The 25,653-nt window shown below is 73.2% G+C and carries 23 protein-coding genes and 2 tRNA genes; 18 read left to right on the forward strand and 7 right to left on the reverse strand.

From position 1 onward, the window contains the following. Positions 1-127: 127 nt before the first annotated feature. Positions 128-1,240, reverse strand: a complete 1,113-nt coding sequence (locus tag ACFV4F_RS29530; protein WP_380506952.1) for a TDT family transporter — start codon at positions 1,238-1,240, stop codon at positions 128-130. Positions 1,241-1,310: 70 nt separating this feature from the next. Between ACFV4F_RS29530 and ACFV4F_RS29535 the strand changes: the two genes are divergently transcribed. The 8 genes from ACFV4F_RS29535 to pyrE all read left to right on the forward strand — a co-directional run bounded on the left by ACFV4F_RS29535 (position 1,311) and on the right by pyrE (position 11,898). Beyond that, a complete protein-coding gene (locus ACFV4F_RS29535) occupies positions 1,311-2,261 on the forward strand; it encodes a LysR family transcriptional regulator (RefSeq protein WP_380506954.1) in 951 nt (316 codons plus the stop codon). A gap of 72 nt (positions 2,262-2,333) precedes the next feature. After that, positions 2,334-4,940: an ATP-dependent chaperone ClpB gene (gene clpB, locus ACFV4F_RS29540; RefSeq protein ID WP_380506956.1), complete on the forward strand. Its 2,607-nt coding sequence runs from the start codon at positions 2,334-2,336 to the stop codon at positions 4,938-4,940. A 223-nt stretch (positions 4,941-5,163) separates the two neighbouring features. Beyond that, on the forward strand, positions 5,164-5,724 hold the full coding sequence (locus ACFV4F_RS29545) for a YbjN domain-containing protein (RefSeq protein ID WP_380446453.1): 561 nt from the start codon (positions 5,164-5,166) through the stop codon (positions 5,722-5,724). A gap of 116 nt (positions 5,725-5,840) precedes the next feature. Beyond that, a complete protein-coding gene (locus ACFV4F_RS29550; protein ID WP_380445535.1) occupies positions 5,841-7,001 on the forward strand; it encodes a pyridoxal phosphate-dependent aminotransferase in 1,161 nt (386 codons plus the stop codon). Positions 7,002-7,502: 501 nt separating this feature from the next. Further along, on the forward strand, positions 7,503-8,033 hold the full coding sequence (locus tag ACFV4F_RS29555) for a DUF2617 family protein (RefSeq protein WP_380445536.1): 531 nt from the start codon (positions 7,503-7,505) through the stop codon (positions 8,031-8,033). Positions 8,034-8,172: 139 nt separating this feature from the next. Continuing rightward, positions 8,173-9,807 (forward strand): polyamine aminopropyltransferase, encoded by a 1,635-nt coding sequence (locus ACFV4F_RS29560; protein ID WP_380445537.1) that lies wholly within the window; start codon positions 8,173-8,175, stop codon positions 9,805-9,807. A gap of 514 nt (positions 9,808-10,321) precedes the next feature. Continuing rightward, entirely contained in the window at positions 10,322-11,287 is a 966-nt protein-coding gene (locus ACFV4F_RS29565; protein WP_380445538.1) for a carbon monoxide dehydrogenase, read from the forward strand. A 74-nt stretch (positions 11,288-11,361) separates the two neighbouring features. Next, positions 11,362-11,898: an orotate phosphoribosyltransferase gene (gene pyrE, locus ACFV4F_RS29570; RefSeq protein WP_359970438.1), complete on the forward strand. Its 537-nt coding sequence runs from the start codon at positions 11,362-11,364 to the stop codon at positions 11,896-11,898. Positions 11,899-12,034: 136 nt separating this feature from the next. Here pyrE and ACFV4F_RS29575 read toward each other — a convergent pair whose 3' ends face one another. After that, positions 12,035-12,754, reverse strand: a complete 720-nt coding sequence (locus ACFV4F_RS29575; RefSeq protein WP_380506959.1) for a DedA family protein — start codon at positions 12,752-12,754, stop codon at positions 12,035-12,037. A 300-nt stretch (positions 12,755-13,054) separates the two neighbouring features. Here ACFV4F_RS29575 and fbaA point away from each other — a divergent pair, with 300 nt between their 5' ends. Continuing rightward, positions 13,055-14,077: a class II fructose-bisphosphate aldolase gene (gene fbaA / locus ACFV4F_RS29580; protein WP_380497943.1), complete on the forward strand. Its 1,023-nt coding sequence runs from the start codon at positions 13,055-13,057 to the stop codon at positions 14,075-14,077. 111 nt (positions 14,078-14,188) lie between these two features. On the opposite strand, the gene ACFV4F_RS29585 is transcribed toward fbaA, so the two are convergent. Beyond that, positions 14,189-14,608, reverse strand: coding sequence for a DUF3151 domain-containing protein (locus ACFV4F_RS29585; RefSeq protein ID WP_380445541.1), 420 nt, complete (start codon positions 14,606-14,608; stop codon positions 14,189-14,191). 191 nt (positions 14,609-14,799) lie between these two features. On the opposite strand from ACFV4F_RS29585, the gene ACFV4F_RS29590 reads away from it, so the two are divergent. Together ACFV4F_RS29590 and ACFV4F_RS29595 are read left to right on the forward strand one after the other, a co-directional pair. Next, positions 14,800-15,609, forward strand: coding sequence for a DUF3152 domain-containing protein (locus ACFV4F_RS29590; RefSeq protein WP_380445542.1), 810 nt, complete (start codon positions 14,800-14,802; stop codon positions 15,607-15,609). A gap of 82 nt (positions 15,610-15,691) precedes the next feature. After that, positions 15,692-16,396: a hypothetical protein gene (locus tag ACFV4F_RS29595; RefSeq protein WP_380506962.1), complete on the forward strand. Its 705-nt coding sequence runs from the start codon at positions 15,692-15,694 to the stop codon at positions 16,394-16,396. Between the two features lie 15 nt (positions 16,397-16,411). Here the strand turns inward: ACFV4F_RS29595 and ACFV4F_RS29600 are convergent, their stop codons facing one another. From ACFV4F_RS29600 to purS, 4 genes are all read right to left on the reverse strand, one after another. Next, positions 16,412-17,224, reverse strand: coding sequence for a sterol carrier family protein (locus tag ACFV4F_RS29600; protein WP_380506965.1), 813 nt, complete (start codon positions 17,222-17,224; stop codon positions 16,412-16,414). A 62-nt stretch (positions 17,225-17,286) separates the two neighbouring features. Further along, on the reverse strand, positions 17,287-19,542 hold the full coding sequence (purL, locus tag ACFV4F_RS29605) for a phosphoribosylformylglycinamidine synthase subunit PurL (protein ID WP_380498504.1): 2,256 nt from the start codon (positions 19,540-19,542) through the stop codon (positions 17,287-17,289). After that, a complete protein-coding gene (gene purQ, locus ACFV4F_RS29610) occupies positions 19,542-20,219 on the reverse strand; it encodes a phosphoribosylformylglycinamidine synthase subunit PurQ (RefSeq protein WP_329931337.1) in 678 nt (225 codons plus the stop codon). The genes purL and purQ overlap by 1 nt, the downstream gene beginning before the upstream one ends. Next, positions 20,216-20,470: a phosphoribosylformylglycinamidine synthase subunit PurS gene (purS, locus tag ACFV4F_RS29615; protein ID WP_030278336.1), complete on the reverse strand. Its 255-nt coding sequence runs from the start codon at positions 20,468-20,470 to the stop codon at positions 20,216-20,218. Before purS ends, purQ begins: the two co-directional genes overlap by 4 nt. A 466-nt stretch (positions 20,471-20,936) precedes the next feature. Between purS and ACFV4F_RS29620 the strand changes: the two genes are divergently transcribed. The 7 genes from ACFV4F_RS29620 to ACFV4F_RS29650 all read left to right on the forward strand — a co-directional run bounded on the left by ACFV4F_RS29620 (position 20,937) and on the right by ACFV4F_RS29650 (position 25,649). Continuing rightward, positions 20,937-21,254: an Lsr2 family protein gene (locus ACFV4F_RS29620; protein ID WP_030304494.1), complete on the forward strand. Its 318-nt coding sequence runs from the start codon at positions 20,937-20,939 to the stop codon at positions 21,252-21,254. A gap of 153 nt (positions 21,255-21,407) precedes the next feature. Next, positions 21,408-21,480 (forward strand) — tRNA-Gly (locus tag ACFV4F_RS29625). 39 nt (positions 21,481-21,519) lie between these two features. Continuing rightward, a tRNA-Gly gene (locus tag ACFV4F_RS29630) sits at positions 21,520-21,592 on the forward strand. Positions 21,593-21,767: 175 nt separating this feature from the next. Beyond that, entirely contained in the window at positions 21,768-22,811 is a 1,044-nt protein-coding gene (locus ACFV4F_RS29635; RefSeq protein ID WP_380506968.1) for an ABC transporter ATP-binding protein, read from the forward strand. Next, positions 22,808-23,662 carry an ABC transporter permease gene (locus ACFV4F_RS29640; RefSeq protein ID WP_380506971.1) on the forward strand — a complete coding sequence of 285 codons (855 nt, stop codon included), beginning with the start codon at positions 22,808-22,810 and terminating at the stop codon, positions 23,660-23,662. The genes ACFV4F_RS29635 and ACFV4F_RS29640 overlap by 4 nt, the downstream gene beginning before the upstream one ends. A 96-nt stretch (positions 23,663-23,758) precedes the next feature. Next, positions 23,759-24,988 (forward strand): sensor histidine kinase, encoded by a 1,230-nt coding sequence (locus tag ACFV4F_RS29645; RefSeq protein WP_380445548.1) that lies wholly within the window; start codon positions 23,759-23,761, stop codon positions 24,986-24,988. Positions 24,989-25,028: 40 nt separating this feature from the next. Then, entirely contained in the window at positions 25,029-25,649 is a 621-nt protein-coding gene (locus tag ACFV4F_RS29650) for a response regulator transcription factor (RefSeq protein WP_359970474.1), read from the forward strand. Positions 25,650-25,653: the final 4 nt, after the last annotated feature.

A 25,653-nucleotide genomic window follows, 5' to 3' on the forward strand; every position in this document is an offset into this window, starting at 1 on the left:
GCTGCCCGCGCGCCCCGGCGCGCGACCCCCGCCCCCGCCCCCCGCCGGCCCCCCCCCCGCCCCCCCCCCCCCCACCCCCCCCCCCCCCCCCCCCCCACGGCTCGTCCGTCTCCCGGACGGCCGTCGCTCAGCGCGCCAGCAGCCGTCCGCGCGCCAGGCCGGCCACCGTGCCGCTCGCGGCGGCCGCCCAGGCGACGGCCAGCAGCGCGTACAGCCCGACCGCCAGCCCGGTGAACCCGCCGAACCCGGTGTGGCGGGCGAGCGCCGAGACGCCGGTGACGCAGGTGCCGACGGGGAAGGTGAACGCCCACCAGGTCATCGCGAACGGCATGCCGGCCCGCCGGGCGCGCAGGTTGGCGGTGAGTGCGACGGCCAGCCAGAGCATCGCGACGCCGATCACGGCCACGCCGTACAGCTCGGCGAGGGCGGCCATGGCGGGCGCCAGCTCGGGGAGCACCGGGCGGGCGGCGTCGGCGAGTTGGTGGACGGCGGTGACGGACTGGCCGAGCGGCCCGAGCACCAGGAACAGCGCGGGAGTGAGCACGAGGGTCGGCACCTTGCTGTGGTAGAGCCCGGTGAACACCACAGGCAGCAGCACCAGGGTGGCCAGCAGTCCGATGCCGAACAGGGCCCAGCAGCCGTACAGCATGGCCTGCTGCGGGGAGCCGGACGGCAGGTGCGGGACGAGTGCGGGGCCGGTGGCCGAGGCGACCAGGGGGGCGACGACGGGCAGCAGCCAGGTCGGGTTGGCCTCCAGGGCGGAGAGCCGGTGCCGGGTGATCATCAGGTAGGGGATGCCGCCGGCGACGGCGAGCGCGTAGACGGTGCCGGCGCTCCACAGCACGGCGTCGATCGCCACGGCGGGCCCGGTGCCGATCACCTTCGAGCCGAGCAGCAGCGTGCCGAGGCCCACCGCCAGCAGGGCCATCGGCGGGCAGCCGTAGAAGACGGCGGTGGCCGGGTTGTCCAGCAGCTGGGTGCGGGCGGCCTCCCGGTGCCGGGTGAGGTGCACCAGCCGCGCGCCGCCGAGCACCAGCAGGGCGGCCAGGCCGAGCGCCCACATCACCTCGCCGAAGGCGACCAGCCCGGGCGGCCGGACCGGCAGGACGGCCGCGCCGTTGCCGAGGATCGCGGTGCCCATGACGGCGGCGTACCAGTTGGGGCCGAGCTGGGCGAGGTCGAACCGGGGGCGGGCGACGGAGGGACGGGTGAGCGGGCGGACATCGGCCAAGGTGGACATGGGACCACCGTCCCTCCGCGCGGCCCCGGCCGGTAGCGCCCGCCGCTCTATGAGGACATAGCCTGAACCTATGGCCCTCTCTCCGCACGTCCCCGAACTCGGCGCCCTGGAGCTGCTGCTCGCGGTGGCCCGGCTGGGCAGCGTCGGCCGGGCGGCGGCCGAGCTGGGCGTCAGCCAGCCGACCGCGAGCGCCCGGATCAAGGGCATGGAGCGGCAGGTCGGTGTCCCGCTGCTGGAGCGCTCCCCCCGGGGCAGCCGGCCGACCGAGGCGGGCCGGCTGGTGGTCGAGTGGGCCCGGCACGTGGTGGAGGCGGCGCAGGCGCTGGACGCCGGGATCGACGCGCTGCGCGGGCGGCGGGACGCCAAGCTGACGGTGGTCGCCAGCCTGACCGTCGCCGAGTACCTGATGCCGGGCTGGCTGCTGGCGCTCGCCGAGGCCAGTCCGGGCACGGCCGTGACGCTGCGGACGGCGAACTCGGCGGAGGTCGCCGGGCGGGTGCTGGGCGGCGAGGCGGACCTCGGCTTCGTCGAGGGCCCGTCCACCCCGTCCGGGCTGGACGGCGCCGTGGTGGCCGTGGACCGGCTGGTGGTCGTGGTCGCGCCCGGCCACCCGTGGTCGCGCCGCCGGACGCCGCTGACCGGGCCCGAGCTGGCCGGGACACCGCTGGTGCTGCGCGAGCCGGGGTCGGGCACCCGGGAGGTGCTGGAGGCGGCGCTGGCGCCGTACGGGGGCGCGGCGCGGCCCCGGCTGGAGCTGGCCTCGTCGACGGCGCTGAAGGCGGCGGCGATGACCGGCGCCGGGCCGGTGTGCCTGAGCGAGCTGGTGGTGACGGAGGAACTGGCGACCCGGCGGCTGGTCGAGGTGCCGCTGGCGGCGGGGCTCGACCTGCGGCGCCCGCTGCGGGCGGTGTGGCCGGCCGGGCAGCGGCCGGGCGGCCCGGCCCGGGAGCTGCTGGTGCTGACCCGGCAGGGATCCGGGCACCAGCCGGCTTCCCCGCCCCGGGGAAGAGCCCAAACCTGAGCGGAATAGACTCAACTTAGTGCATGCTGTTGATAGCAGCAATGAAGGACGACGAGGGAGGATCCCCCAGCAGTGGACGCCAGCAAGTTCACCACCAAGACGCAGGACGCCCTGTCCGCCGCGATCCGGCAGGCCGGTGCGGTCGGGAACCCGGACGTCAGGCCGGTGCACATCCTGATCGCCCTGCTGGAGCAGTCCGAGGGCATCGCCGGGCCGCTGCTGGAGGCGGTCGGCGCCGACGCCGCGCGGGTCGACGCCGAGGCCCGCCGCCAGCTCGCCGCCCTCCCCAGCGCGAGCGGTTCGACGGTCGCCGCCCCGCAGCTCGCCCGGGACACCATCGCGGTGCTCACCGAGGCCGGCAAGCGCGCCGACGACCTCGACGACCAGTACGTCTCCACCGAGCACCTGATGGTCGGCCTGGCCGCCGAGGGCGGGCCGGTCGCCGAGCTGCTGGTGCGCCAGGGCGCGACGCCCAAGTCGCTGCTGGCCGCGTTCAAGGACGTGCGCGGCAGCGGCCGGGTCACCTCGCCGGACCCCGAGGGCACCTACAAGGCGCTGGAGAAGTACGGCACCGACCTCACCCAGGCCGCCCGGGACGGCAAGCTCGACCCGGTGATCGGCCGCGACCAGGAGATCCGCCGGGTCGTCCAGGTGCTCTCCCGCCGCACCAAGAACAACCCGGTGCTGATCGGCGAGCCCGGCGTCGGCAAGACGGCCGTGGTCGAGGGCCTGGCCCAGCGCATCGTCGCCGGCGACGTGCCGGAGTCGCTGCGCGGCAAGCGGCTGGTCGCGCTGGACCTCAGCGCGATGGTCGCGGGCGCCAAGTACCGCGGCGAGTTCGAGGAGCGGCTCAAGGCCGTCCTCAACGACATCAAGCAGAGCGACGGCCGGGTCGTCACGTTCATCGACGAGCTGCACACCATGGTCGGCGCGGGCGCCGGCGGCGACTCCGCGATGGACGCCGGCAACATGCTCAAGCCGATGCTGGCCCGCGGCGAGCTGCGGATGGTCGGCGCCACCACGCTGGACGAGTACCGCGAGCGGATCGAGAAGGACCCGGCGCTGGAGCGCCGCTTCCAGCAGGTGCTGGTCGGCGAGCCCAGCGTGGAGGACTCGATCGCCATCCTGCGCGGCCTCAAGGGCCGGTACGAGGCGCACCACAAGGTGCAGATCGCGGACGCGGCCCTGGTCGCCGCGGCCACCCTGTCCAACCGCTACATCACCTCCCGCTTCCTGCCCGACAAGGCGATCGACCTGGTCGACGAGGCGGCCTCGCGGCTGCGGATGGAGATCGACTCCTCCCCCGTCGAGATCGACGAACTCCAGCGCTCCGTCGACCGGTTGCGCATGGAGGAGCTCGCGCTGGAGAAGGAGTCCGACCCGGCCTCGGTCGACCGCCTCGCCCGGCTGCGCCGCGATCTCGCCGACCGGAACGAGCAGTTGAGCGTACTGACGGCGCGCTGGGAGCAGGAGAAGAAGAGCCTCAACCGGGTCGGCGAGCTCAAGGAGCGCCTGGACGACCTGCAGGGCGCCCTCGAACGGGCCCAGCGCGACGGCGACTTCGAGCGCGCGTCGAAGCTGATGTACGCCGAGATCCCGGCCGCCGAGAAGGAGCTCACCGACGCCCAGGAGCGCGCCGCGGACCAGGACACGTCGACCTCGATGGTCAAGGAGGAGGTCGGCCCGGACGACGTCGCCGACGTCGTCGCCTCCTGGACGGGCATCCCGGCCGGCCGCCTGCTGGAGGGTGAGAGCGCCAAACTCCTGCGCATGGAGGAGGAGTTGGGCAAGCGCCTGATCGGCCAGGCGGAGGCCGTGCAGGCCGTGTCGGACGCGGTGCGCCGCACCCGCTCCGGCATCGCCGACCCGGACCGCCCGACCGGCTCCTTCCTGTTCCTCGGCCCCACCGGCGTCGGCAAGACCGAACTCGCCAAGGCCCTGGCCGACTTCCTCTTCGACGACGAGCGGGCGATGGTCCGCATCGACATGAGCGAGTACGGCGAGAAGCACTCCGTCTCCCGCCTGGTCGGCGCCCCGCCCGGGTACGTCGGCTACGAGGAGGGCGGCCAGCTCACCGAGGCGGTCCGCCGCCGCCCGTACAGCGTCGTGCTGCTGGACGAGGTGGAGAAGGCCCACCCCGAGGTCTTCGACGTGCTGCTCCAGGTGCTGGACGACGGCCGGCTCACCGACGGCCAGGGCCGCACGGTGGACTTCCGCAACGCGATCCTGATCCTCACCTCCAACCTGGGCAGCCAGTTCCTGGTGGACCCGGCCACCCCGGAGGACCGCAAGAAGCAGCTGGTGCTGGACTCCGTCCGGGCCGCGTTCAAGCCGGAGTTCCTCAACCGGCTGGACGACATCGTGGTCTTCGAGCCGCTGGGCACCACCGAGCTCAGCCGGATCGTCGACCTCCAGGTGGCCCGCCTCGGCGAGCGGCTGCGCGAGCGGCGGCTCACCCTGGACGTGTCCGCCGCTGCACGCGACTGGCTGGCGCTCACCGGGTACGACCCGGCGTACGGCGCCCGCCCGCTGCGCAGGCTGGTGCAGTCCGCGATCGGCGACCAGCTGGCGCGGGCGATCCTCTCCGGCCAGGTGCACGACGGCGACACCGTCCTCGTCGAGCGCGACGAGGACCACGACCGGCTCACCGTCCGCGCTCGCGGGCCGCTGGAGAAGTAGTCGGAGGCCTCGCCCGGACCGCCGCACGGGCCGCCGCTCCCCCGGGGCGGCGGCCCGTCCGCACGTCGGAGAACGCCGTGCTCGGAGCCCGGAACACCACCCGGTACGAAGATCGACGGACGGCCGGGTACCCCTGTGAGGCGCGCCCGGGATGAGGCAGGATGGAAGGTGGAAAGGGCGGCCTCTCTTGCCGGCCACCACGTGCACCGAGGAAGAGGACCCCATGAGCATCGACCCGTCGTCCATCCCGTCGTTCGGCGTCCCCCAGGGCGGACAGCCCGGCGGCCAGGGACGACCGGCCGGCCCGCCGCCGATCGTCGTCCCGGACCAGGCCCTGGTCACCCAGCTGCTGGACCAGATGCAGCTCAAGCACGTCGTGGACGAGGAGGGCGACCTCACCGCTCCCTGGGAGGGCTTCCGCGTCTACTACATGTTCCGCGGCGAGCAGAAGGAGCTCTTCGCGGTTCGCGCGTTCTACGACCGCGCGTACCCGCTGGAGAAGAAGGGCGAGATCCTCGACCTGATCGACGAGTGGAACCGCGAGACCCTCTGGCCGAAGGTCTACACCCACACCCACGAGGACGGCGTGGTCCGCCTGATCGGCGAGGCCCAGATGATCGTCGGCACCGGCGTCAACCTGGACTACTTCGTCACCACCACCGCCAACTGGACCCAGGCCTCGGTCGGCTTCGAGCAGTGGATCGTCGAGCGCCTCGGCCTGCAGGACGAGATCGAGGGCGACGAGGGCCAGGGCGAGGCCCCCGAGGGCACCGACGAGGCCTGATCCCCTCCCCCGCGCACCAAGGACGGCCCGCCACCGCACCACCGGTGGCGGGCCGTCCTTGTCCCGGGCCCCCGGCTGCCCCAGGATGGGGCCGACGACGACGTGGGAGGACCGTGATGGGTACGAGGCCGCTGCTGAACCGCAGGCTGGCGGGCATGGGGACGACGATCTTCGCCGAGATGTCCGCCCTCGCCACCGCCACCGGCTCGATCAACCTCGGGCAGGGGTTCCCGGACACCGACGGGCCCCGTGAGATCGCCCGGGCCGCCGCGGACGCCGTGCTGACCGGCAAGGGCAACCAGTACCCGCCCGGCCCCGGCATCCCGGAGCTGCGAACCGCGATCGCCGAGCACCAGCAGCGCTTCTACGGCCTCGCCTACGACCCGGACACCGAGGTGCTCGTCACCGCCGGCGCCACCGAGGCCATCGCCGCCGCCCTGCTCGCGCTGCTGGAGCCCGGCGACGAGGTGATCGCGTTCGAGCCGTTCTACGACTCGTACGCCGCCTGCATCGCCATGGCCGGCGCCACGCGCGTGCCGCTCACCCTGCGGGCGCCCGCGTTCCGCCCCGACCTGGACGAACTGCGCGCCCTGATCACCCCGCGCACCCGCCTCCTGCTCCTCAACACCCCGCACAACCCCACCGGCACCGTCCTCACCGCCGACGAGCTCGCGACGATCGCCGCCCTCGCCGTCGAGCACGACCTCCTGGTGATCACCGACGAGGTCTACGAGCACCTCGTCTTCGGCGCCACCCACCACCCCATCGCCGCCCTGCCCGGCATGCGCGAGCGCACCGTCGGCATCTCCTCGGCCGGCAAGACCTTCTCCTTCACCGGCTGGAAGGTCGGCTGGGTCACGGCGGCCCCGGCCCTCGTGTCCGCCGTCCGCACCGCCAAGCAGTACCTGACCTACGTCAGCGCCGGCCCCTTCCAGTACGCCGTCGCCGAGGCGCTCGGCCTCCCCGACGAGTACTTCGACACCTTCCGGGCCGACCTGCTGCGCAAGCGCGACCTGCTCGCCGAGGGGCTCTCGGCGGCCGGCTTCCGCGTCTTCAGCCCCGAAGGCACGTACTTCATCACCACCGACATCACGCCGCTCGGCGAGAAGGACGGCATCGAGTTCTGCCGGGCCCTGCCCGAACGCTGCGGCGTCGTCGCGATCCCCAACGCCGTGTTCTACGACAACACGGACGCCGGCCGCAGCCTGGTCCGCTTCACCTTCTGCAAGCGGGACGACGTGCTCACCGAGGCCGTCGCGCGGCTCCAGCGGCTCTGACCTCCCGTCGACAGGCACTCGGGAGGCAGGAGACCGCGCGGGAGAGAGCTGATGATTCGTCAACTCGCCTTCCATATAAGCCTCGTTGATATCAGCTGATGCCCGTGGGGCAACCTCCCCCGCCTCCCGGGCACACCCCGCCGCCCGCCGGATCCACCACCCGGCGGGCGGTGGCGCATTCGGGCGCGCGGACCGCGCACAACCCGCGCGCACGGCGCACAACCCGGAGCATGGGGCGCACGCTGTGCAAACTCGCACACCGGGTCGATCAGAGCCGGGAAGCAGGTGTGCTCGAAACGGTGAATGCTTGACAAAGTTGGGTAAATCACCGACGGACCCGGCGTATTCATGCTTCTCTGCTGCTGAATCTCCAGCCGGAATCCTTCCTTCCACGGTCGGCCGCGCCCAGCGCCGCACAGCCACGAACAGCCTCGCCAATCGCCTAGGCCTAGTCGCTGCTGCTTCGGCGGGCGCGCACGGAGCTGAAACGCGGAGCCGAGCATGCTCACCACACTGCAGACCTCCTACACGGACACCCGCGCCGGTGACCTGGCGTGGTGCCTGGGCGGCGACCCGCTGCCCGCTCTCGCGGTCCGCGACCTGAGACTCGACGGCAACGGCCGCCCCGGCACGACCGGCACCCTCCAGCTGCGGCTGCTCGGCGCCTCCCACCAGGTGGTCATCGCGGCCGGCCCGGGCGAGTGCCTGGAGACCGTCGCCTGCCTGCCCGGCCGCCGCACCCCGCTGCCCGCCCGGGTGGCCAAACAGGTGGGCGGCTGGGAGTACGAGTTCGCCGCCCGGATCGAGGTCCTCCCACCGCACGACTTCGCGGCCCGCGCCCAGGAGCTCCTCGCCCTCGTCGAGGGCCACCCCCGCGGCCTGGCCGGGATCTTCCCCGGCGACCCGAGCGCCTTCACCGCACTGGTCACCCAGGGCGGCGCGGACCGGCTGCTCTGGCGCACCTGGCACGCCTATCCGCAGGAGGGGCAGCTGGTCTGCACCCGCTCCTCGCTCGTGCTCGCGCAGCCGTGAACCACACCGGCCCGGTGGGCGGCGACGAACCCGCCATAGCCCTTGAATCGCACGCAGGAACGATTCGTCAACCGGGTGTCCCGCACTGTCCGTCGGATGGGTGCAGCTATCCGTCCCGCACGTCCCCTAGCGTTTGTTCGTGATCAATCATCCAGCCGGTCCGCCCACGCACCCGGGCGTCGACCTCGACGACGACAGCCCACCCCGGCCCGGGCGGAACCTCACCCCGCTGCCCGCCCGCCGCCGGTCCCGGCTGCGCTCCCGCCCCCGGCTGGCCCGCCTCACCGTCCTGCTGGCCGCGTTCGTCTGCGCGGCCTGCGGACTCGTCTACGAACTCGAACTCGTCGCGCTCGGCGACTACCTGCTCGGCGACACCGTCACCCAGACCTCCGTCGTGCTCTCCGTCATGGTCTTCGCGATGGGACTCGGCTCACTGCTCGCCAAGCGCCTCACCCGCCGCCCCGCCACCGCCTTCGCCCTCGTCGAGTGCGCCCTCGCCCTCACTGGCGGCCTCTCCGTCCTCGCCCTCTACTCCTGCTGGGCCTGGATCGGCCGCTACCAGGCCGCCATGGTCGGCCTCACCTGCCTGATCGGCGTCCTCATCGGCGCCGAGATCCCGCTCCTGATGACCCTCATCCAGCGGATCCGCCGCGAGGACGCCGGCCGGGCCGCGGCCGACCTCTTCGCCGCCGACTACGTGGGCGCGCTCATCGGCGGCCTCGCCTTCCCGTTCCTCATCCTCCCCGGCCTCGGCCCGGGCACCGGCGCCCTCGTCACCGGCGCCGTCAACGCCGTCTCCGGGGCCGCCGTCGTGCTCTGGCTGTTCCGGGAGGAACCGGCCCCCCGGATACGACTGCTGCTCTGGGCCGTCGGCGGTCTCGTCCTCGCCCTCCTCGCCGGCGCCGCCGCCGGCTCCGACGCCATCGAGGACGCCGCCCGGCACGCCCTCTACGGCCCCGGGGTCCGCTACGCCACGCACAGCCGCCAGCAGGAGATCGTCCTCACCGGGCCCGCCGAAGGCCCCCTCCGGCTCTACCTCGACGGCCGGCTCGCCGTCTGCGGGCCCGACGAGTACCGCCGCAACGAAGCCCTCGTCCACCCCGCCATGGCCGCCGGACCGGACGCCCGCGTGCTGCTCCTCGGCGGCGGCGACGGGCTCGCCCTGCGGGAGGTCCTCCGGCACGGCGGGGTCCGCACGGTGCACGTCGTCGAACCCGACGCCACCCTCACCGGACTCGCCCGCACCGACCCCGGCCTCGCCGCCCTCGCCGGGCACTCCCTCGACGACCCCCGGGTCCGCACCACCGCCGCCGACCCGCTGGAATGGCTGCGGCGCTCCCCCGACGACCGCCCGTACGACGTCGTCGTCGCCGACCTGCCGGCCCCCGACGACGGCGGGCCGGTCAAGTTCCACTCCCAGGAGTTCTACGGCCTCGCCACCCGGCTGCTCGCCCCCGGCGGCCGCATCGCCGTCCGGGCCGGCGCCGAGGGGCACGGGCTCTGGCAGACCGAGTCCGGGCTCCGGGCGGCCGGCCTGCGGACCGTCCCGTACGCCGTCCAGGGCAGTGCCACGGCGAGCTGCCGGGCCGGAGCGGCGGAGGGCACCCAGGACTTCCTGCTCGCCTCCGACGCCGAACCGCCACTCGCCCTCGCCACCGACGCCCCACCCCCGCGCGCCCTCACCACCGCCACCCTGCACACCTCGGCCACCCGCCTCACCGCCCTCCGCCCCACCCACCCCCCAGCCGCCCTCAGCCTGCTGGGCCCCCGCTGACCACGACGGAGAGCAGCCGCCGCACAGGAAGTCGGCGGGACCGACTTCCAGCGCAAGCGGCACCAGATGCCAGGACAACCCCGCCCCCGAAGCCACAGGTGCCGAGCAGGGCAGGCGCCCAAAGCCACCACCACGCAGGAAGTCGGCGAGGTCGACTTCCAGCGCCGCCCGGCAGAGCAAGCGCCCAAAGCCACCGCCGCACAAGAAGTCGGCAGGACCGACCTCCAGCGCAAGCGGCACCAGGCGCCAGCACAACCCCGCCCCCGAAGCCACAGGTGCCGAGCAGGGCAGGCGCCCAAAGCCACCACCGCACAGGAAGTCGGCGAGGTCGACTTCCCGTACAGGCCGCTCTCCCTGCGGGAGTGCGACCGGATCACGGTGCCGGGGCGGTGAGCCGGACCACGTATGGCCGAATGGCGTGCGGGTGCGGGTGGGGGGGGTGTTCGGCGGGGTGGGGAAAACGGGTGGGCGGTAGGTGGGGACCGGGTGCGGTTGGGTCGGTAGGCTCCGTGGCATGGAGCATGAGGTTGTCGTCCCGATGGCTGCCGAGCTGGTGCGGCAGGCGCTGCAGGATCCGGCCGTGCTGGCCCGGAGTGTCCCGGGGCTGAGCACCGAGCCGACGGCCGTCGGCGGCGGGCCGGCCGAGGAGATCGCGGGCCGGCTGCGGGTGCGGATCGGCGGCTCCACCATCACGTACAAGGGCGTGCTGTCGCTGATCGAGGGCCGGGAGGGCGTGCTCACCGTGCTCGCCGAGGGCCAGGAGGCGCGCGGCACCGGCGAGGCGACGGCCACCGTCCGGGTGAGCGTCGCGGCCGGGGCCGATGAGGGCACCGCCGTGGTCCGCTTCACCGGCGACCTGAGCGCCACCGGCCGCCTCGCCGAGTGCGACGACGAGACCCTCGCCGCCACCGGCCGCCGCCTGCTGGACCGGTTCGCCGCGGCTCTCGTCTCCCCGGACGAGGCACCGGACGAGGCACCGGAGGAAGCGAGGGAGACGGAGGAGACGGACGGGACGGAGGACGGGGGCAGCGTCCTGTTCATCGAGGAGCACCAGGACCACCCCGGCGACGACCTCGACGACGACCTCTCCGACCTGATCGCCTTCTCCGACGCCGACGCCGAGCGCTTCGGCCTCCCCACCGGCGGCGCCGACGAGCACGAGGACGCGGTGGCCGAGGAGCTGCCCGCCGAGCTGCCGTTCGAGTACGAGGAGGAGCCGGTGCTGACCGGCCCGGTGCGCCGCAGCATCGTCGGCCGCTCCGCCGAGGAGGTCGACCACGCCCCGCCGCGCGGCCGCTACGCGCCCGCCCTGCCGGCCCGCAGCGCCCGCGCCCGCGCGGCGTCCCGCTGGGGCGGCGACGCCGGCGGGATCGTGGTGCCCGGCCCGGGCGGCCGCAGCGCGGTGCCGTGGGTGATCGGCGGCGGGGTGGCCCTGCTGGGCGGCGCCGTGGTGCTGGTGCGGGCGCTGCGCCGCAAGTAGGTCCTCGGGCCGCGGGCCGACTCGCTGCTGCCCGGCGGGCGGGCGCCGCGGGTCGGGCCCTAGACTGAACGCTCATGAGCAACGACCGCGACGCCCTGCTGGCACAGATCAAGGACAAGGCCGTCGTGCACGGCAAGGTCACCCTTTCCTCCGGCAAGGAGGCCGACTACTACGTCGACCTCCGCCGGATCACGCTGGACGGCGAGGCCGCCCCGCTGGTCGGCCGGGTGATGCTGGACGCGACCTCGCACCTGGACTACGACGCCGTCGGCGGGCTGACCCTGGGCGCCGACCCGGTCGCCGCCTCGATGCTGCACGCCGCCGCCGCGCGCGGCCGGACGCTGGACGCCTTCGTGGTCCGCAAGGCGGGCAAGGCGCACGGTCTGCAGCGCCGCATCGAGGGCCCGGACGTGAAGGGCCGCCGGGTGCTGGCGGTCGAGGACACCTCCACCACCGGCGGCTCGGTGCTGACCGCCGTCGAGGCGCTGCGCGAGGCGGGCGCCGAGGTCGTCGGCGTCGCGGTGATCGTCGAGCGCGGTGGCGCCGCTGCCGTCGAGGCGCAGGGCCTGCCGTACGTGACCGCCTACACCGCGGCCGACCTGGGCCTGTAGTCCGCCCGGCAGCACCCCCGCAGCACCCCGGCAGCACCCCGGCAGCACCCCGAGAACGTCAGAGGGGCCCGGTCCCGTCCCACGTGTTTCACGTGGAACAAGGACCGGGCCCCTCCGCCGTTCCGCCGGCGTGCGCTCAGCCGCGCCGGTGGCGCCCGCCGGCGCTCTGCGCGGTGTCGCCGACGGCCTCCACGCCGCCGTCGGCCTTCTTCTTCTTGCGCTCCCGGAGGACCTCGATGAGGATCGGCGAGATCGAGAGCAGGACGATCAGCAGGACCGCCGGGATCAGGTACTTGTCGATCACCGGGGCGAGCGCGTCACCGAAGAAGTAGCCGATCAGCAGCATGGACTCGGTCCACAGCACGCCGCCGATGACGTTCCACAGGAAGAACGTCCGGGCGGGCATCTCCAGGGTGCCCGCGACCGGGTTGAGGAAGGTCCGGACGATCGGCATGAAGCGCGCGAGCACGACGGCCTTGCCGGGTCCGAACTTGGTGAAGTACTCCTCCGCCTTCATCACGTACTCGCGGCGGAAGATCTTCGACTCGGGCTTGTCGAACATCCTCGGTCCGACCTTCGCCCCGATCAGGTGCCCGAGCTGGGCACCCGCGATCGCCGCGATCGGGGCTCCGGTCAGCAGGAGCGCGATCGGCAGCTTGGCGCCGTCGCCGAGCACCGACGAGGCGGCGTTCGAGGCGGCCACGCCGGCGATGATCAGCAGCGAGTCGCCCGGGAAGAAGAACCCGACCAGCAGGCCGGTCTCCGCGAAGATGATCGCGAGAAGCCCGATGGCGCCGAGGGACGAGATCAGTTGTTTGGCGTCGAGCAGGTTGACGGCCAGCTGGTTGTAGTCCACGGGCGCAGGATAGCGGTCGTACCTTGCGGGCGGTCTCCGCGTACGCCCCCCCGAGCGCCGTTCCGACTGGCGGGCTCCTGCTGACCTGCGAGCACGAGTCTGGGAAGATGACACAGGCGTCCGGTCCGCGGTCGCAAAACACCCTCGTTGTCTGCCGCGGTGGTCGCCCCGAACCTTGGTACCGGTGTGCCGGACCCGCAGAGCCGCGCATCGGCGGCCGGTACCCCGGAGTCGTCACGAAGGCGTACCCAGCGTCGGACAGCACCGTCCGTACGCCGCAACCCGACAGGAGCGGATCGCATGCCCATCGCAACTCCCGAGGTCTACAACGAGATGCTGGACCGGGCCAAGGCGGGCAAGTTCGCCTACCCGGCCATCAACGTCACCTCGTCGCAGACGCTGCACGCCGCGCTGCGCGGTTTCGCCGAGGCCGAGAGCGACGGCATCATCCAGATCTCGACCGGCGGCGCGGAGTTCCTGGGCGGCCAGCACAACAAGGACATGGTGACCGGCGCCGTCGCGCTGGCCGAGTTCGCCCACATCGTGGCCGCCAAGTACGACATCACCGTCGCGCTGCACACCGACCACTGCCCGAAGGACAAGCTGGACGGCTACGTCCGTCCGCTGCTGGCGGTCTCCGCCGAGCGCGTCGCCAAGGGCCTGAACCCGCTGTTCCAGTCGCACATGTGGGACGGCTCGGCCGAGACCCTGGCCGACAACCTGGAGATCGCCCAGGAGCTGCTCGCCCAGGCCGCCGCCGCCAAGATCATCCTTGAGGTCGAGATCACCCCGACCGGCGGCGAGGAGGACGGCGTCACCCACGAGATCAACGACGAGCTGTACACCACCGTCAACGACGCCGTGCGCACCGCCGAGGCGCTGGGCCTGGGCGAGAAGGGCCGCTACCTGCTGGCCGCCTCCTTCGGCAACGTGCACGGCGTGTACAAGCCGGGCAACGTCGTGCTGAAGCCGGAGCTGCTGCGCGAGCTGCAGGACGCGATCGGCAAGCAGTACGGCAAGACCGACCCGTTCGACTTCGTCTTCCACGGCGGCTCGGGCTCCTCCGCCGAGGAGATCGCCACCGCGCTGGAGAACGGCGTCGTGAAGATGAACCTCGACACCGACACCCAGTACGCCTTCACCCGCCCCGTCGCGGCGCACATGTTCCAGAACTACGACGGCGTGCTGAAGGTCGACGGCGAGGTCGGCAAGAAGAACACCTACGACCCGCGCACCTGGGGCAAGCTGGCCGAGGCCGGCATGGCCTCCCGCGTGCTCGAGGCCGCGCAGCAGCTGCGCTCGGCGGGCAACCGCCTGAAGTGAGCCCGGTAGCGGCGCCGGTCCCGGCGGCGCGAACGTCGGTGCCCCCGGTGGTCCGTCCACCGGGGGCACTCACGCGTTCGGAGGCTCACGCACTCACACCGGACGGGCCGGCTACTGCTTGAGCGCCTCGTACGCCTCTTCGCTGCTGTCCTTCAGGAACTGCCAGCAGCGGGCCTCCTCCTCCGTCTCCTTGATCGCGCCGGCCGCCCGGGCCAGCGCCGCCAGGCAGCGCAGGAAGCCGCGGTTGCCGCGGTGCTCCCACGGCACCGGCCCGTGGCCCTTCCAGCCGTTGCGGCGCAGCGCGTCCAGGCCGCGGTGGTAGCCGGTGCGGGCGTAGGCGTACGACTCGACGTAGCGGCCGGCCGCGAACGCGTCGTCGGCGAGCATGGCCCAGGCCAGGCAGAAGGTCGGGAAGTCGGCCGCGACCTGGGTCGGCGAGGCCGACTCCTCCGCGAGCATGCGGTAGGGCTGCTCGTCCTCGGGGAGGTGGGTCGGTTCGGGGCCGTCGAGTAGATTCCGGTGAATCGCCATGGAGTGCAGTCTGCCATCCGAGCCGCAGGGGTCAACCGCCGTCGGGTGACCGGACCGGGCGGAAAGCTGCATACCGGGTATGTGGACATTCACCCGTTCTCCATGTCAGGGTGTCGAGCGTGCCCGCAGCTCGAACCGCCTCGCGCAGGAGTGCCCACTCCGGCCGCAGACGCCGCCCGCCGCGTCGCCGCATGGGCCCCGCGCTCCTCATCGCGCTCGTCGCCTCGGTGGCCGTCCTGTCCACGGCGGTCGTCGTGCTGATGAGCCGCCACTCCGCCGCGCCCGCGACCGGGCCGACGACGCAGGCGCGGGTCGTGCCGGCGGCCGAGCTGAGCGCCCCCGCTCCGACGGCCACCCCGACGCCCACCCCGACGCCGACGCCGACGGCCACCCCGACACCCACGCCGACTCCGACTCCCACCGCGTCCGACCCCGGCCCCGCCAAGGGGGCCGGGACGTTCACGGTCGCCCCCGCCACCGCCCAGCCGGTCGGCAAGGGCAACATCCGGCGCTACCGGGTCGAGGTCGAGGACGGCATCGGGATCGACCCGACGGCCGCCGCCACCCAGATCCACGGCATCCTCGGCGACAAGCGCGGCTGGACCAGCGACCGCAAGAACGGCTTCCAGCTGGTCGCGAGCGGCCCGTACGACTTCACCGTGAAGATCGCCTCGCCCGCCACCGTGGACCGGCTCTGCGGCGCCGCCGGCCTGGACACCCACGGCGAGGTGAACTGCGACGTCGGCAGCCAGGTGATCGTCAACGCCAAGCGCTGGAACACCGGTTCACCGCAGTTCGACGGCCCGCTGGACGAGTACCGGGCGCTGATCGTCAACCACGAGGTCGGCCACCGGATCGGCCACGGCCACGAGACCTGCCCCGGCCCCGGCAAGCCGGCGCCCGCGATGATGCAGCAGATCTACGGCCTCAAGGGCTGCGCCCCCAACGCCTGGCCGTACTCGGCGGACGGGACGTACCTGGGCGGGCCCTCGGTGCCGTGACGGGCGCGAAAGCCCGCACACCGGAACAGGATCGGGACGGAGTAGGCGCGCGCCCGCGATGAGCGCGCCCTACCCTGCGAGCATGACCGCTGCCCAACGCCGCACGTTCACCGCCGTGTTCGCCTCCGCCGGGGTCCTGCTCGGCACCGCCGCCTGCTCGTCCTCGCCCGCGGGCGAGGCCGGTCCCGGCGCGCTCTCGTACGACACCGTCCGCGCCACCGCCCAGAAGCTGCACCAGGACCGGCAGAACACCTGCCCCTTCGGCCTCGACCTCGGCAAGGCCCTCAAGGCGGCCGGGCTCCCCGACGCGATCGGCCCGGACACCGGCAACGGGTCCGCGGTGGACGGCGAGGTCGGTGACGGCCGCCCGCCCCAGCCCTGGCCCACGGGCGCGACCCACCCGCCGGAGATGCCGTCGATCCCGGCCACTCCCCCGAACGCCGACATCACCTGCGCGTACCGGGCGGGCGGGAGCTCGCTCGCCGTCGAGCTGTTCGCCGTCCCGAAGACCGGAGTGGCCGTCAACCTCCTGCTGCCGCGCATCCAGAGCCGGGCACGTGCCTCGGTCAGCCAGCTCCGGCAACTGGCCGACCACCAGCCGGGCCCCGGACAGACCGTGCTCGTGCCGGGGGCGGACACGGCCGCCCTCGCCCGGCTGGCCCCGAAGGGCGAGGGCGACATCGTCCTGATGCTGTCCGAGGACTCCGCGGGCGACACCCCGGACCGGACGTACACCGGTGAGGGCCTCCGCAAGGCCGCGGAGGCCCTGGCGGGGCAGCTGCGCTAGGGCGTGTCTTTCGGATCAGCCGAGGACCGGCAAGTACGCGCTCAGGTCGCTGCGTTCGCCCGAGGCCGAGACCGCGGCGGCGTCCACCGCCGCGGCCCAGGCGGTGCGGCCGGTGGCGAGCCGGATCCAGGTCAGCGGGTCGGTCTCGACCACGTTGGGCGGGGTGCCCCGGGTGTGCCGGGGGCCCTCGACGGCCTGCACGACGGCGTACGGCGGGATCCGCAGCTCGACCGCGCCGCCGGGGGCCCGGGCCGCGAGGGTGTCGGCGAGCAGCCGGGTGACGGCGGCGACGGCCTGGCGGTCGTGCGGGAAGGCCTCGGGGCCGAGGGCGTCGGCCAGGTCGTCGGCGTGCACGACCGTCTCGACGAGCCGGGTGACCAGCATGTCGGCGAGCGTCATCGAGCCGAGCCGGATCTCGAACCGCCGTGCCGGGTCGGCGGCTTCGGGCCGCTCCAGCAGTCCGGTCAGCGCGTCGGCGGCCCGTCCGAAGGCCTCCGCCACCGCGGCCGGGGCCCCGGCGAAGTCCGCCGCGGCGCGCTCCCCGGCCTGCTCGTCCAGCAACAGCGCGACCGTACCGACCGCCGCCACCCAGCCCGTCAGGTCCAGCGGCGGGCGCCCCTGGAGCGGATCGTCCAGGTGCGCGGGGACGAAGTCGAGCTGGACGGCGAGGTGCGCGAGCAGCTCGCGGACGGTCCACTTCCCCAGCCTGGTCGGCAGGTCCAGCTGCTCCGCGGTGAGGCCGCGCACGGCGGCGCGCAGCGCCCCGGTCTGGGCGGCCAGCGCGGCGCGGACCTTCTGCGGTTGGTACGTGCGGGACTTGGGAGGCATGCGGCTCAAGATACGCCGAGGGGCGGACGGTTCGATCGAACCGCCCGCCCCTCGAAAGCCGATCAGGCCAGCAGGGCCTCGATGACGCCGGTGTGGGCGTCCTTCAGCTCGGCCAGCGTGACGCTGAACTGCCCCTGGACGTCGATGCTGTCGCCGTCCACGACGCCGATCCGGGTGGCCGGCAGGCCCCGGGCGGTGCACATGTCGTTGAACCGGAGCTCCTCGCTGCGCGGCACCGCCACGACGGCGCGGCCGGCCGACTCGGAGAACAGGAACACGAACGGGTCCGTGCCCTCGGGCACGATGATCCGCGCGCCCTGGCCGCCCTTGAGGCAGCTCTCCACGAGCGCCTGGCCGAGGCCGCCGTCGGAGAGGTCGTGCGCGGCGTCGATCATGCCGTCGCGCGAGGCGGCGATCAGGATGTCGCCGAGCAGCCGCTCGCGCTCCAGGTCGACCTTGGGCGGCAGGCCGCCGAGGTGGTCGTGGACGACCTGGGACCAGGCCGAGCCGCCGAGCTCGTCCGCCGTGTCGCCGAGCAGGTAGAGCAGCTGCCCCTCCTCGGCGAAGGCGACCGGGGTGCGGCGGGTCACGTCGTCGATGACGCCGAGCACCGCGACCACGGGGGTCGGGTGGATGGCGACCTCGCCGGTCTGGTTGTACAGCGAGACGTTGCCGCCGGTGACCGGGGTGCCGAGGACCAGGCAGGCGTCGGCCAGTCCGCGGGTGGCCTCGGCGAACTGCCACATGACGTCCGGGTCCTCGGGGGAGCCGAAGTTGAGGCAGTCGGAGACGGCGAGCGGCTTGGCGCCGCCGGCCGCGACGTTGCGGTAGGCCTCGGCGAGGGCCAGCTGGGCGCCGGTGTACGGGTCCAGCTTGGCGTAGCGGCCGTTGCCGTCGGTGGCGACCGAGACGCCGAGGTTGGTCTCGTCGTCGATCCGGATCATGCCCGAGTCCTCGCCGTGCGAGAGCACGGTGTTGCCGAGCACGTACCGGTCGTACTGGTCGGTGATCCAGGACTTGGAGGCCTGGTTCGGGTGGCCGGCGACCTTCAGCAGGTCGGCCTTGAGGCCCTCGCCGGTGGTCGGGCGGGCCAGCCGCTCGCCGGTGGGGGCGTCGGCCTGCAGCGCGTCCTGCCAGCTCGGGCGGGCGTACGGGCGCTGGTAGGTCGGGCCCTCGTGGGCGACGGTGCGCGGCGGCACGTCGACGACGAGCTCGCCGTGCCAGAAGATCTCCAGGCGCTCGCCGTCGGTCACCTCACCGATGACGTTGGCGATGACGTCCCACTTCTCGCAGATCTCCAGGAAGCGGGCGACCTTGTCCGGCTCGACGATCGCGCACATGCGCTCCTGCGACTCGCTCATGAGGATCTCCTCCGGCGAGAGCGTGTTGTCGCGCAGGTGCACGGTGTCGAGGTCGATCCGCATGCCGCCGGAGCCGGCCGAGGCCAGCTCGCTGGTGGCGCAGGACAGGCCGGCGCCGCCGAGGTCCTGGATGCCCTTGACGAGCTTCTCGCCGAAGATCTCCAGGGTGCACTCGATGAGGAGCTTCTCCTGGAACGGGTCGCCGACCTGGACGGCCGGGCGCTTGGCCGGCTTGGTGTCGTCGAAGGTCTCGGAGGCCAGCACCGAGACGCCGCCGATGCCGTCGCCGCCGGTGCGGGCGCCGTACAGGATGACCTTGTTGCCAGCGCCGGAGGCCTGCGCGAGGTGGATGTCCTCGTGCTTCATGACGCCCACGCACAGCGCGTTGACCAGCGGGTTGCCCTGGTAGCAGGAGTCGAAGACGACCTCGCCGCCGATGTTCGGCAGGCCCAGGCAGTTGCCGTAGCCGCCGATGCCCGCGACGATCCCGGGCAGCACGCGCCGGGTGTCCGGGTGGTCGGCCGCGCCGAACCGCAGCGGGTCCATGACGGCGACCGGGCGGGCGCCCATCGCGAGGATGTCGCGCACGATGCCGCCGATGCCGGTGGCCGCGCCCTGGTAGGGCTCGATGTACGACGGGTGGTTGTGCGACTCGACCTTGAAGGTCACCGCGTAGCCCTGGCCGACGTCCACGACACCGGCGTTCTCGCCGATGCCGACGAGCATGGCGTCGGAATCGGGCTTCTTCTCGCCGAACTGCTTCAGGTGGACCTTGCTGCTCTTGTACGAACAGTGCTCCGACCACATGACCGAGTACATCGCGAGTTCCGCCCCGGTCGGGCGGCGGCCGAGAATCTCCCGGATCCGCGCGTACTCGTCCTCCTTGAGGCCGAGTTCGGCCCACGGCTGGGCCGCGTCCGGGGTCTGCTCGGCGTTCTTGACGGTGTCGAGGCTCATCAGGCGTTCACCAGCTGCTTCAGGACGGAAGTGAAGAAGCCCAGGCCCTCGGTGGTCGGACCGGTGAGCGGCTCCACCGCGTGCTCCGGGTGCGGCATCAGGCCGACGACATTGCCGGCGGCGTTGGTGATGCCGGCGATGTCGCGGTACGAACCGTTCGGGTTGACGTCCAGGTAGCGGGCGACCACCCGGCCCTCGGCCTCCAGCTCGTCCAGGACGTGCGCGTCGGCGACGAAGCGGCCCTCGCCGTTCTTCAGCGGAACCACGATTTCCTGGCCCGCCGAGTAATCCCGGGTCCACGCGGTGCCGGCGTTCTCGATCCGCAGCTTCTGGTCGCGGCAGACGAAGTGCAGCGAGTCGTTGCGGGTGAGCGCGCCCGGCAGCAGGTGCGATTCGCACAGCACCTGGAAGCCGTTGCAGATACCGAGGACCGGCATTCCGAGCTTCGCCTGCTCGATGATGGTGGTCATGACCGGCGAGAAGCGGGAGATCGCCCCGCAGCGCAGATAGTCGCCGTAACTGAAACCGCCCGGCAGGACGACGGCGTCGACCTGGTGGAGATCCTCGTCACGGTGCCAGAGGGAGACCGGCTCGGCGCCGGCCAGCCGGACCGCGCGCTGCGCGTCGCGGTCGTCGAGGGAACCGGGGAAAGTGACGACGCCTACGCGGGTGGTCACTTCGCCGCCTCCTCGACCCGGACGGTGAAGTCCTCGATCACGGTGTTGGCGAGAAAGGTCTCGGCGGCTTCGCGGATACGGGCGAGTGCGGCGTCGTCGACCGGACCCTCCAGCTCCAGCTCGAAACGCTTGCCCTGGCGGACGTCGGCGATCCCGGTGAATCCGAGACGGGGCAGTGCGCGCTGCACCGCCTGTCCCTGGGGGTCGAGGATCTCCGGCTTGAGCATGACGTCGACTACGACGCGTGCCACTGGCACTCCCGGTGGTGTCTTCGTGAGGCGGGGGAACTCCAGACTACCGGTGGTTTCGGGCGGGATTGCTGGCCGGGGAGAGCGACGCGCGTAGACCCGAGACCCTTACGCCGCAAGGGATCCGGCCGCGCCGACCCCCACCCCCGGCAGCCGATTTCGGCGGATTGGCCGGCCGGGCGGAGAACCCCCGAAGAACACCCGAATACGGCACTCCGGGACAGAACCGCCCGTCCCGCGCTCCGGTATCCGCAAGTCCCACGAAGAGACGTGAATATCCGGAAAAGAATGCCGGACTCTTCGATTTCGACCAGCTTCGGGTGCAGAATAGGGCCACCTGTCGCGGCAAGTGCTGCGTATCCGGCGGGCCACCAGGCCTGCCCGTATGCGCTTGCGCGAGTGGTGCACATCAGGCCCCGGGGCGCACCCCGCGCGCCGACGGCCGAATTGCCCGAGAGGATTGACACCCATGGCACAGCGTGTAGTTGTCACGCTCTCCGACGACCTGGACGGCGGCGCCGCCGCGGAAACCGTCCACTTCGGCGTCGACGGGAAGTCGTACGAGATCGACCTGTCCGTGGACAACGCGGAAAAGCTGCGGGAGGCCCTCGCGCCGTTCGTCGCGGCCGGGCGGCGGCAGAGCCGCACCGGAAAGTCCTTCCGCCGCACCGCGCTGACCCCCGACCCGGCCGCGGTCCGCGCCTGGGCCCAGTCGCGCGGAATGGAGCTGCCGGCCCGCGGGCGCATCCCCAAGCACGTGTACGAGGCGTTCGCCGAGGCGAACTGACCCCGGCGGGGACGTCCGGCCCGAGCCGGCGGTCCCGCGGTCGCCCTGCCCGCCGAAAGGGTGGGGCGACCACCCCGAACGATGCTGTAGAGTATTCCTCGTCGCCGCAACGGAGAGATCCGAAGAGGCGGCCGGTGCCCCACCAGGCACCGTGCGGACGTGGCTCAGTTGGTAGAGCATCACCTTGCCAAGGTGAGGGTCGCGAGTTCGAATCTCGTCGTCCGCTCGCAGTGCGCGAGCACAGCACAACTCAATAGTTTGACCTGCGGACGTGGCTCAGTTGGTAGAGCATCACCTTGCCAAGGTGAGGGTCGCGAGTTCGAATCTCGTCGTCCGCTCAGAAACGAAGGGCTCCTCGGTAGAGGGGCCCTTCGGCATTTCCCCGGGCACTCCCCGCATCCGCGGGCGTACCGGTGACCGATGACATTTGTCACCGCCGACCCGTGGATCCGCACCCCCTTCCGATGACGGCGCGCACTGACCGCGCGGACCGGGCGGCGGAAGGCTGGAGCCATGGAAACGCGCCAGCCCGCCGGCACCTCCGGCCCCGTGATCGAGGTCACCGACCTCCAGCGCCACTACGGCTCCGGCACCACCGGCTACCACGCCGTCCGCGGCGTCGACCTGACCGTCGGCCGCGGCGAGCTCTACGCCCTGCTCGGCACCAACGGGGCCGGCAAGACCTCCACCATGGAGCTCGTCGAGGGCCTGGCCGCGCCCAGCGGCGGCACCGTCCGGGTGCTCGGCCACGACCCGTACCGGGAGCGCGCGGCGCTCCGCCCGCGGATCGGCATCATGCTCCAGGAGGGCGGCTTCCCCGGCGAGCTCACCGTCGCCGAGACCGGCCGCACGTGGTCCGGCCTGACCAGCGGCGCCCGCCCGGTGGCGGAGGCGCTGGAGCTGGTCGGCCTCGGCCACCGGCGCGACGTGCGGGTCAAGCAGCTGTCCGGCGGCGAGCGCCGCCGGCTCGACCTCGCGATGGCCCTGCTCGGGCGCCCCGAGGTGCTCTTCCTGGACGAGCCCAGCACCGGCCTGGACCCGGAGGCCCGCGCCGCCGTCTGGCGGCTGGTCCGCGAGCTGCGTGCCCAGGGCACCACCGTGCTGCTCACCACGCACTACCTGGAGGAGGCCGAGGAGCTGGCCGACCGGCTGGCGATCATGCACGGCGGGCGGGTCGTCACCACCGGCACCGTCGCCGAGGTGATCGCCGGACGGCCCTCCCGGATCACCTTCGAACTGCCCGAGTTCAGCGGGGCCTCGCTGCCGCTGCTGGCCGGGGCCGAGGTCGCCGTCGACGGCCGCAAGGTCACCGTGCAGACCTCCGCCCTCCAGCGGGACCTCCACGAGCTGCTCGGCTGGGCCCACCACCACGACCTCGCGCTCGGCGCCCTGGACGCCCGCAGCGCCTCGCTGGAGGAGGCCTTCCTCGCGATCGCCTCCGAGGCCGCCCACCAGGACGAGCCGCGGCCGCCCGCGCCCGCCGGCCGCGCCTCCCGTCCCTCCCGCTCCTCCCGCTCCTCCCGCTCCTCCCGCCGCCTGATCGGATCCGCCCGATGACCACCGCCGCCCCCTCCAGCGCCACCGCCACCACCACCGGCACCGCCGCCGGCCCGCAGGGGACCGCCCTGCGCCGCCTGGCCTCCCTCGGCCGCTCCGAGGCCACCCTGCTGCTGCGCAACCGCTCGGCCCTGTTCACCGCCCTGCTGCTGCCGGTGCTGATGATCGCCGGCCGCCGCAGCATGCTGAAGCAGCAGGCCTCGGACCACCCCGGCCTGGACGTCGACTCGCTGCTGATCATCGGCACCATCGGCGGGATCCTGGCCTTCGTCGTCTACTACAACCTGACCGCCGCGTACGTCGGCCGCCGCAACGAGCTGGTGCTCAAGCGGCTGCGCACCGGCGAGGCCCGGGACCTGGAGATCCTGGCCGGCACGGCCGTGCCCTCGGTGAGCCTCGCGCTGCTGATGAGCGCGGTCGTCGCGGGCGGCGGCGCCGCCTTCCTGCACCTCGGCGCCCCGGTGAACCCGCTGCTGCTGGCCGCCGGGCTGCTCCTGAGCATCGGCACGATGATGGCGACGGCCGCGCTCACCAGCGCCTTCACCAAGACCGTCGAGACCGCCGGCATCACCACCCTCCCGCTGCTGCTCGTCTCGCAGTTCGGCTCCGGCCTGTTCATCCCGCTGGAGGTCATGCCCGACCGGGTCGCCGACTTCTGCCGGCTGCTGCCCACCACCCCGGGCTTCCAGCTGATCCGGATCGGCTGGACCGGCACCGACGGCTCGGCCGCCGCCACCGGCTTCGGCGGCACCTGGTCCACCGCCGTGCCGCACCTCGTCACGGGCGCCGTGTGGCTGGGCCTGGCGGGCTGGGGCGCGGTCCGGTACTTCCGCTGGGAGTCCCGCCGCTGACGTCCCGGCGGACGGCACCACAACCGAAGCCCCGGCCCCTCCCTCCCTCTGATATGAAGGCAGCGACAGCAACGTGACGGGACGGGGAGCAAGTCGATGCAGGTCAGGGGGCCGATCCGGCGCTGGAAGGGCTACGGCAAGCCGCAGCGCGCCGAGCTGTACTTCCGCTGGTCGCTGTACCTGATGGCGTGGATGATGCTGCCGATCAACCTCGTGGTCAGCGCCTCCCCCGCGAACCTCCCGCACTACGGCACCGCCGTCCGGGTCGCCCTGGTCGTCTCGCTCGCCTCCACGCTGGTCACGCTCCGGGCGTACCGCACCGCGCTCGACCACTACCTGAAGCGGCCGGTCGAGTACCGGCGCTGGCTGGTCGTCAACGCCGTCCTGACGGTGGTCGGCTCCTGGACCGTCATCCTGCTCGGCCCGTCCACCGGCGGGCCGGTGAGCCCCCACGCGCCGCCGTTCACCGCGGTCGTCGCCACCGCCCTGATGGGCTCGGCGATCGGCCCGACGGCCGTCGCGGTCTCCCTGCCCAGGACCTTCCTGATCGCCATCGGCCAGGTCCTGGCGATCGCTCCCGCGATGGTGCTGGCCGGGTTCGACCCGGGCATCACGATCGGGCTGCTGGTCGGGGCGGTGATCGGCCTGTCCTTCCTGATCGGCAGCTGCCGCAGCTTCGCCTGGGTGACCGCGATCGTCTGGGAGCTGGACGCCGCCCGCGAGGCGCAGTCCCGGCTCGCCGTCGCCGAGGAGCGGCTGCGCTTCTCCCGCGACCTGCACGACGTCATGGGCCGCAACCTCACGACGATCGCGCTCAAGAGCGAGCTCGCCGTCCAACTCGCCCGCCGGGGGCGCGCGGAGGCCGCCGAACAGATGGCCGAGGTGCAGCGGATCGCCCAGGACTCGCAGCGCGAGGTCCGCGACGTCATCCGCGGCTACCGCACCGCCGACCTGCACGCCGAGGCGATCGGCGCCCGGGCGGTGCTGCGCTCCGCCGACGTCGCCTGCGAGATCGACCTCGGCGAGGACGCGGACCGGCTGCCGGCCCCGGTGCAGTCGGTGCTCGGCTGGGTGATCCGCGAGGCCACCACCAACGTGCTGCGGCACAGCGAGGCCGCGCACTGCCTGATCCGCCTGCACCGGGAGGACGGCCGGGCGGTGCTGGAGCTGGAGAACGACGGCGTGCCGGAGGTCCCGCTGCCCTCCCAGGGCGGCGGCACCGGACTGCGCGGGCTCCGCGAGCGGCTGGCCGCCCACGACGGCGAGCTGACCGTCCCGACGGCCGCACCGGGCACGTTCCGGATGCTCGCGGCCGTACCGATCTGACCGACGTCACCCCGTCCGCCGGCGCCGAGGAGGCCCACCGATGACCGAGACCCCGCCCGTCCGCGTCCTGCTCGCCGACGACGAGCACCTGATCCGGGGCGCGCTGGCCGCGCTGCTGTCGCTGGAGGACGACATCGAGGTCGTCGCCCAGGCCGGCTCCGGCCCGGAGGCGCTCGCGATGGCCCAGGCGCACCGGCCCGACATCGCCGTCCTGGACCTGCAGATGCCCGGACGCGACGGCATCGAGGTCGCCACCGAACTGCGCCGGCTGCTGCCGGACTGCCGCTGCATGATCGTCACCGGCCACGGCCGGCCCGGCTACCTGAAGCGGGCGCTGGAGGTCGGGGTGCGCGGCTTCCTGCCCAAGACCGTGTCGGCGGCCGACCTCGCGGGGATCATCCGGACCGTCCGGGCCGGCGGCCGGTACGTCGACCCCGAGCTCGCCGCGGACGCGATCAGCGCCGGCGAGACGCCGCTGACGCCGCGCGAGACCGACGTCCTGGAGCTGGCCGCGGACGGCACCCCGATCGCCGAGATCGCCGCGCGGGCGGCGCTGTCCCAGGGCACCGTCCGCAACTACCTCTCCTCGGCGGCCACCAAGCTGGGCGCGGAGAACCGGCATGCGGCGGTGCGGATCGCCCGCGAGCACGGCTGGATCTGACGGC

It is taken from the genome of Kitasatospora sp. NPDC059722 (assembly GCF_042733235.1).
GTDB lineage: Bacteria > Actinomycetota > Actinomycetes > Streptomycetales > Streptomycetaceae > Kitasatospora.